This is a genomic window from Laspinema olomoucense D3b (assembly GCF_025370785.1).
Classification (GTDB): domain Bacteria; phylum Cyanobacteriota; class Cyanobacteriia; order Cyanobacteriales; family Laspinemataceae; genus Laspinema; species Laspinema olomoucense.
The window spans coordinates 60,352-67,072 of the sequence record NZ_JAMXFA010000037.1 but is presented as its reverse complement, the minus strand read 5'-3'; the positions used below and the strand labels follow the sequence as shown (position 1 = coordinate 67,072).

Below are 6,721 nucleotides of genomic sequence, written 5' to 3'. Positions count from 1 at the left end.
CTCACCTTCATGCTCCAGGGCCTTGATCTAGAGATTCCCCCCAATAGCAGTTAAATTTTCAAAATGAGAATTGCTGATCGCTCATTGATGAGAGCGAATTTAGTCGATGTTGCATGATAGAATCCGCAAGTATCTTAATGGCATCTGGAGAAAGTCGAGGTGAACCCAGATTGCCCTGGCTTAGGGGATAATCATCTACAAAAGCCAAGACAGCAAGTATCCCGTAGTGATTCTGCCACTTTACACCCAACACTACATTTTACTCAACAAGAATTTGCTCTACACCGGACTGACTCGGGCGCGCAAACTGGTAATCCTGTCGGGCAGGAGAAAGCCCTGGCGTTGGCGGTCCAGAAGGTGCAGGAAAACCAGCGGTACACTTTGCTCAATCAAAGAGTGAATTTCTAATCGCCAGCCGCCTACCTTCAATTGCTAATCCTATGTTCCAAGACCAGCCGTTGCGAGACTTCCTGGCATTAGACCGATTGGCTGGCGTGATGTGGCAATGAATGTAGCGATACCCGAGCAAAACCGATGGTGACGGTTGGCAATTCCTTGAGGCAAGTTGGAGCAGGTCGAGTGACTGGGAGACTTGGCCGGATGATGCGATCGTCTTTCCACAACTTCTCGCTATCCGCCTTCAGCGGTGTATTATGTGGAAAGTTTCTACCAAAGCGCTACCATTGGGGTATTATCCTGAATCATTCTGCCTATCCACCCAAATTGGGATCTAGGGAGGAAAATTTCAGCCTAATAATAGTTAATCTTCACTTTAAAGATAAATCCTAGGCAGTTTAATTTTACTTATGATAAATAAAAGCTTATCCTTTGAACTACCATTACCCTGGCAAAATAAAACGTTTGACACATCAAGAATTGGTTATATTAATTTCCTCGTTGGACCAAATGGAAGTGGAAAATCAAAGTTTGGAAAAACCCTGAAAGATTATTTGGGTAATGCGCGATTGCTTGGAACGGACAGACTTCGCGGAATGGAGCAGAACGATCCACTTGCAAGCTATCATGGAGATTATTTTTCAAATGGTCTTGCAAAAACCCATTTCAATCAATATAAAATGGCAGGTCAACAAGGATTGGGGATTGACACAATTATCCTGCTAGAAGAAAGAATGGATCTTCGTATTCAAGTTGAAGCGACACTCAGCCATCTTTTCAACCGCAAGATTTATATTGAGTGGGATTCAGGAAATCTCTTGGCTAGAGCGGTTCTTGGAGACTCTGGTGTGTCTTACCGACTTGACCGAGATGAGTGTCATGGAATTAAAGAGCTACTTGTGTTACTGACACATCTTTATAACAATGAATATCCCTATCTTATTATTGACGAGCCTGAATTAAATCTTCATCCACAATATCAAGCATTTTTCATTCAAGAAGTACGAAAACTAGCTGGCAACCCTACGCTTGACCCCAACAAAAAAATAGTATTTTTAGTTACTCATTCACCCTTTATCCTGGACTTCCGAACTATAGAAGATGTCAAATCAATTATTTCTTTTTCTCTAGATCATTCCGTACCAAAGCATATATTAGATATTGACGAAAAGGTATCTTTAAGGTTATCGAAGGTTGTACCCCGAATCAACACTCATCATAAACAGCTCTTCTTCTCGGATAACCCAATATTTGTTGAAGGAATATTGGATGCACAGTTTATTGCAAGTCTCCAAGAGGCGCGTGGTGTTTCCGTGGCAGGAGCTGGAAGTTGCATTATTGATGCAGGCGGTTGTGAAGAAGTAAACCGATATGTGGAATTGTGTCTATTATTTGGAAAGAAAGCACATTTTCTCTATGATCTCGATAGTCTCTTCTCTGGCAACTTAAGAGCCTGCGTCAAAGATGACGAAACTGTACAGAACTTTTTAGCCCATGCTGGCGTGGCAAATGATTTTGCAAAGTATTGTGGAGAGTTGGATAAGAAGTTAACCGAGGCTATTGATCGTTTATTGCATAAACCCTTGCAGGGACAACTTTCGCGCCTACATCAATTTCTTTCTGACTTAGGACCAAAAAGTGACTGGGATAAGAAGAAGAACTGGGGGAAGGCGCGTGTAGCAGTTCTCACGGCTCTTAGTCTATATCGAGATGAAGTAGCTAACGCTTTGAAACCTGTTTTAGAGACTGAAGGGCGTAAACAAACAGTTATTGTTGAGGAAATTGAGGGACGACTTAACCAGATAACTACCGCTCTAAGACAGAAAAATATCCACTTGTTGTCCGGCGGCACACTTGAAAGATATTTGCCACAATACAGTGGTGATCGTTACGATCTTAAAGATGATCTCAAAAGACAGGCTGTTGCTGAGGAGATAGAGCAAATTTCAGCAGGTGTCGCAGAGACGGACCTGGCAAGTAGGTACGGTGAATTATTCGTGGTAGTTTGTCTACTTCCATCTAAGATTCAAGTTGATGTTGATCGAGTTCTTAAAGATTATCTGAGGCGATATATTCATGAGCTTCAAGTTGCAGTTACAAACCATCAAAACTGGAAACTAGAGCAAATACAATCGCATCTCAATACAGTTCAAAGTGCTGCCGTCAAAATATTTTCTATTGAGGACCTACAACGTAATGAGAATAATCATTTTAGTGCTGTCATTGTAATTTCTGAAATGCTGGGTCAGGAAAGAAGATTAGTGCGTGTGAGCCACCAAACCAATGCTGGCATGGATGACTTTGAGATAACAAATTATAGGTAATGTTCCTTAAGGTATTTTTGAGCCACTAAAGCACTCTCTATCTCTACAACAGTGTCTCCCAGTAGCATGGGTGAACCTTGTATCAACTGGAATGCCTAGGGATAGCATCTGGATTTACCAAGAAGCAAGTCGGTAGAAGCGATCACCAACTGGTGACAAAATTGGCACGACCCATCGCGAGGGCATCCGGAAAAAGTCGGTAGCGGTTTCGTTCAACGGATGCGATCGCTTTCCCCGTTCATCCAGGCTCCACCAGCTAAATCAAGAACAAGAATCGTTGCCATTTACCTCGAACTGGCAGCCATTCCCCGCACCGCTACTAATCCCAATCAAATCGCTGAAACCGTTGTAAAATAAAATTTTTCCACGGTAAACACAAGTCCTCTATAAAGGCTATCTCTTATAAACAAGCCCACTTCTGTTCATCCCCTCGCCCCACTAATTCATCTGCCCAGTCGGTCTGAGCAAAATCTCGTTGACATTCACCCGCTGGGGTTGAGATAGAGTGAACCCAATCGCCCCCGCCACATCCTCCGGCAGCAGTGGCTCACAGATGCCCTCTTGCCAGCGACTAACCCGCTCCTGCATGGCCCCACTCGTAATCTCGTCATAGAGTGGCGTCTCCACCCAACCTGGCTCCACCACCGTCACTCGCACCCTGCTTTTGCACAGTTCCTGGCGCAACGCTTCCGAGAACGCACCCACACCCCACTTGCTGGCATTGTAAGCGCTCACTCCAGCCGAAGCCGTCCGACCCGCCACGGAGGAAACATTGACGATGTGGCCCCGCTGTTGTTCTTGCATCACCGGGGCTACGGCATGACAACAGTACATCGCTCCCAGCAAGTTCACGAAACCTCCTGATACGTTTGGAAGCCCTGTCTCTTCAGAGCAAAGAGGAAAAACGAACTAGCGGCTTTAGCCGACGTCATCTTCACACGTGATATAATCATGGAATGGAACAAACCCTCACTATCGTTTGCAAGCTTCAACCCACCCCTGAGCAATCCGCCAAAATGGATGATTTGCTCAGGGCGTTTGCAGATGCCTGTAACTATACCAACGAACAGGTCAAGCCGGGGATAACCAGTAAGGCCACGATTCAAAGCATGGTTTATCAGGACATTCGCTCTCGATTTGGATTGAGTGCAAACCAAGCAGTAAGAGTGTGTGCCAGGGTTGGAGCGAATCGGAAAGCAGCAAAAACTCAAGGCAAACCCGTTCAAACATTTGCTCCAACATCGGCTGATTACGATGCCCGGATTTTCGATTTCAGGGAGAAGGATAAGACTGTCAGTCTGACGTTGCTGGGTGGCAGAGAACATATCCCCGTTGTGCTTGCTAATTATCAGGCTGGCAAGTTGAAAGGGCGCAAGCCCACTTCGGCTCAACTCTGCAAGCATCGTGACGGTCTGTTTTATATCCATATTCAGTTGACCGATAAAACCCCGGAACCAACCAAGTCGGGCAAGGTGATAGGGGTTGACTTTGGGCGTAGAGACATCGCCGTTACTTCTGATGGAGAGAAATGGGATGGAAAAGAGATTCAACAGGTTAGGGATAAGTTTTCCAGAGTAAGAGCATCGCTCCAACGCAAAGCCTCGAAAGGCACACGGTCTACTCGCAGACGAGCGAGACAGATCTTGAAACGGCTGTCGGGCAGAGAGCGGCGCTATCAACAGTGGTTGAACCACAACATCAGCAAGAAAGTCATTGATACAGCCAAAGCCAGCAATGCCGTAATTGCGATTGAAGATTTGACGGGCATTCGAGAACGTACCAACCAGGAGCCCAGGCACAAGACGGAACGTAGACGCTCGAACAGTTGGGCGTTTTACCAGTTGCGGTTGTTCCTGACTTATAAAGCAATTAAGGCAGGGGTCGAACTGGTTGCCGTCCCACCTGCCTACACCAGTCAAACTTGCCACGTCTGCAACCATATTGGGCTGAGAAGTGACAAGCGGTTTAAGTGTGGTAATTGTGGTTGGCACGGTGACGCTGACTTGAATGGGGCAATCAATATTTCTAAGATTGGGGCTGTTTTTGTAAGCCAGCCCGGAGGCTCGGATCTAGCGTGTTCTTTGAACCGTGATGATTCAGGGCTACCACAAGACCCAAGACTGTCGAGCGAGGGCGAAAGCCCCCGTGCTTCAGCCGGGGGTTAGCTTACCTGAATCAGTTCTTGCCACCGCTCCACACTCGCCTCAATGGTAGGGGCCACGTCAATCAGTCCAGCAGAGTTCACCAGGACATCAATACGACCGAACTTGTCCAGGACCGTTGACACCATTGCTTGAACTTGTTGGCAATTGGTAATATTCGTGGAAATTGCGATCGCCGTCCCGCCCCCAGCGAAAATCTGGTCTGCGAGTTCTTGCAGCGCATCCCCCCAGCGGGAAACGAGCACGACCTGAACGCCCGCCTCAGCCAATAGTAAAGCCGTGGCCCGTCCGATGCCGGAAGATGCGCCGGTGATGATGGCAGTTTTGTAGTTCAAATTAGCGGGCATAGTTGGTTTCTAGATGCTGGTTCAAATTATGAGCGATCGCAACCGCAATGGGTGATACCGGCAAAAGTAGAGGAATGACTTGGGTGGCGGTAAGCGAAGCTATGCCGTAGGCTATCGCATCACTCTTGCAAGCACTTACCCGCAACAGCATCGGTTTGTCGGGATAGTGCTTGCACCACGGCAGAACCAACTAAGTTCTCGCCACTAAGCGCACCCCACGCCGAGCGGGTCTGAAAGTAGTACCTGGACATTGCCCCTATTTTACCGGCTCAATGTAGAGTGGTAAAATTAAGTTCAAGCGATGAAGGAGATTTTTATGGCGAGAAAATCTAAAGGCTTTAGTGAAATTCTCAAGCAAGAACGTGCGAACAAAAATCATCAGAAAGAACTGGAGAAGTTGCAGCAGAAAATTCGGGAAGGACCTCTGGGGGACAAATTTGCAAATATGGTGACGAATCCGAAAGGCGAAGTCAAGATGTCTGAGGTTTTGGAGGAATTTGTTGAGCCTTACCTAGAGTTTATCCACAATCCGATTGAGCGAGAGAATCTGTTCAAGGTTGCGGTGACTGCTTGGAACTTAGCTCTTATTCCAGAGAAGGCACGGCAATCCACGATTGACAAGTTCATCAAAAAGGGCTTGAAAGGGAACGACCCGTTGATTCAACAACAAGATATGCGGGAGATTCTTGATGAACTCATTGCTCGAAAACTGGAATTATTTGCCAAGAATACACGGTTTATTATTGATTTTCAACTGGAAGATACAGGTAAAGAATTTCACATTTCTGTTGCTTCAACATTATTAGATCCCATCGTTTCAGATTCGGCTGACTGACCCAGTTAGTTCCTGCATCGGCAGAAGAAAGATTATCGCAAAATCGACTCGTCCATCCTCAGCCACTCGAACTTGTCGCATCCTTGACCATCAAGAACTTGGATTCAGTCTTGAGTGAGCCGTCCTGTTGCCGATATTCTGGTCGCTGTTCGAGTCCAGGCAACTGGGCAAACCCTAGTTTTTCATAAAGGGCGATCGCATCACTCTTGCAAGCACTTACCCGCAACAGCATCGGTTTGTCGGGATAGTGCTTCCACCCTAAGCGCACCAACTCACTGGCGATTCCCTGTTGCCGGTGACTGGCAGCAACGCCCAAATCCGCCAAGTAACCACAATCGGGAAGCAACCCGAACTCATCTAGCAATTGCCAATCGAGCGATCGCCATTGTTGTTCGGGTTCAATCCAAGTCTGTTGACCGATGATGGAAGCTGCGGCCAACGGTTGGACGACAGCAAAACCCACCAAGCCCTCGCCACTGAATGCCCCCAGCACCGCTCCTGTCTGGAAGTAGCGCTCGAACATGGCCACCACTGATTCTTTTGACCACCACTGAGACGAAGGCGGCTCGGCGAACACTGCGCGATAGAGTGCGACCAACTCATCTAGGCGATCGCGCTCTAACAGTTCCAGATTCGGTATTATTTTAGGTGACATCG

The 6,721-nt window shown here is 47.0% G+C and carries 8 protein-coding genes; 4 read left to right on the top strand and 4 right to left on the bottom strand.

Annotation, left to right across the window (positions count from 1 at the left end; translation table 11 throughout):
* The first annotated feature begins 187 nt into the window (after window positions 1-187).
* Together NG792_RS29100 and NG792_RS22510 are read left to right on the top strand one after the other, a co-directional pair.
* Window positions 188-400 (top strand): ATP-binding domain-containing protein, encoded by a 213-nt coding sequence (locus NG792_RS29100; RefSeq protein ID WP_353961712.1) that lies wholly within the window; start codon window positions 188-190, stop codon window positions 398-400.
* 406 nt (window positions 401-806) lie between these two features.
* Complete coding sequence (locus NG792_RS22510; protein WP_261236867.1) at window positions 807-2,720, top strand: ATP-dependent nuclease; 1,914 nt, start codon at window positions 807-809, stop codon at window positions 2,718-2,720.
* A 438-nt stretch (window positions 2,721-3,158) separates the two neighbouring features.
* Here the strand turns inward: NG792_RS22510 and NG792_RS22505 are convergent, their stop codons facing one another.
* On the bottom strand, window positions 3,159-3,572 hold the full coding sequence (locus NG792_RS22505) for an SDR family oxidoreductase (RefSeq protein ID WP_261236866.1): 414 nt from the start codon (window positions 3,570-3,572) through the stop codon (window positions 3,159-3,161).
* Between the two features lie 104 nt (window positions 3,573-3,676).
* On the opposite strand from NG792_RS22505, the gene NG792_RS22500 reads away from it, so the two are divergent.
* The gene (locus tag NG792_RS22500) at window positions 3,677-4,885 is read left to right on the top strand and encodes an RNA-guided endonuclease InsQ/TnpB family protein (protein WP_261236865.1); all 1,209 of its coding nucleotides are present in this window, start codon (window positions 3,677-3,679) and stop codon (window positions 4,883-4,885) included.
* Here the strand turns inward: NG792_RS22500 and NG792_RS22495 are convergent.
* Both NG792_RS22495 and NG792_RS22490 read right to left on the bottom strand, forming a co-directional pair.
* The gene (locus tag NG792_RS22495; protein WP_261236864.1) at window positions 4,882-5,229 is read right to left on the bottom strand and encodes an SDR family NAD(P)-dependent oxidoreductase; all 348 of its coding nucleotides are present in this window, start codon (window positions 5,227-5,229) and stop codon (window positions 4,882-4,884) included. The genes NG792_RS22500 and NG792_RS22495 overlap by 4 nt on opposite strands.
* The gene (locus tag NG792_RS22490; protein WP_261236863.1) at window positions 5,219-5,380 is read right to left on the bottom strand and encodes a hypothetical protein; all 162 of its coding nucleotides are present in this window, start codon (window positions 5,378-5,380) and stop codon (window positions 5,219-5,221) included. Before NG792_RS22490 ends, NG792_RS22495 begins: the two co-directional genes overlap by 11 nt.
* 150 nt (window positions 5,381-5,530) lie before the next feature.
* Here NG792_RS22490 and NG792_RS22485 point away from each other — a divergent pair, with 150 nt between their 5' ends.
* A complete protein-coding gene (locus tag NG792_RS22485; protein ID WP_261236862.1) occupies window positions 5,531-6,064 on the top strand; it encodes a hypothetical protein in 534 nt (177 codons plus the stop codon).
* Between the two features lie 58 nt (window positions 6,065-6,122).
* Here the strand turns inward: NG792_RS22485 and NG792_RS22480 are convergent, their stop codons facing one another.
* On the bottom strand, window positions 6,123-6,719 hold the full coding sequence (locus NG792_RS22480; protein WP_261236861.1) for a GNAT family N-acetyltransferase: 597 nt from the start codon (window positions 6,717-6,719) through the stop codon (window positions 6,123-6,125).
* Window positions 6,720-6,721 lie beyond the last annotated feature (2 nt).

Excerpts from the sequence above, each read along its gene's own strand:
- NG792_RS22500 (WP_261236865.1), top strand. The coding sequence starts at position 3,677 with ATGGAACAAACCCTCACTATCGTTTGCAAGCTTCAACCCACCCCTGAG.
- NG792_RS22485 (WP_261236862.1), top strand. The coding sequence starts at position 5,531 with ATGAAGGAGATTTTTATGGCGAGAAAATCTAAAGGCTTTAGTGAAATT.
- NG792_RS22480 (WP_261236861.1), bottom strand. The coding sequence starts at position 6,719 with ATGTCACCTAAAATAATACCGAATCTGGAACTGTTAGAGCGCGATCGC.
- NG792_RS22510 (WP_261236867.1), top strand. The coding sequence starts at position 807 with ATGATAAATAAAAGCTTATCCTTTGAACTACCATTACCCTGGCAAAAT.
- NG792_RS22490 (WP_261236863.1), bottom strand. The coding sequence starts at position 5,380 with ATGCTGTTGCGGGTAAGTGCTTGCAAGAGTGATGCGATAGCCTACGGC.
- NG792_RS22495 (WP_261236864.1), bottom strand. The coding sequence starts at position 5,229 with ATGCCCGCTAATTTGAACTACAAAACTGCCATCATCACCGGCGCATCT.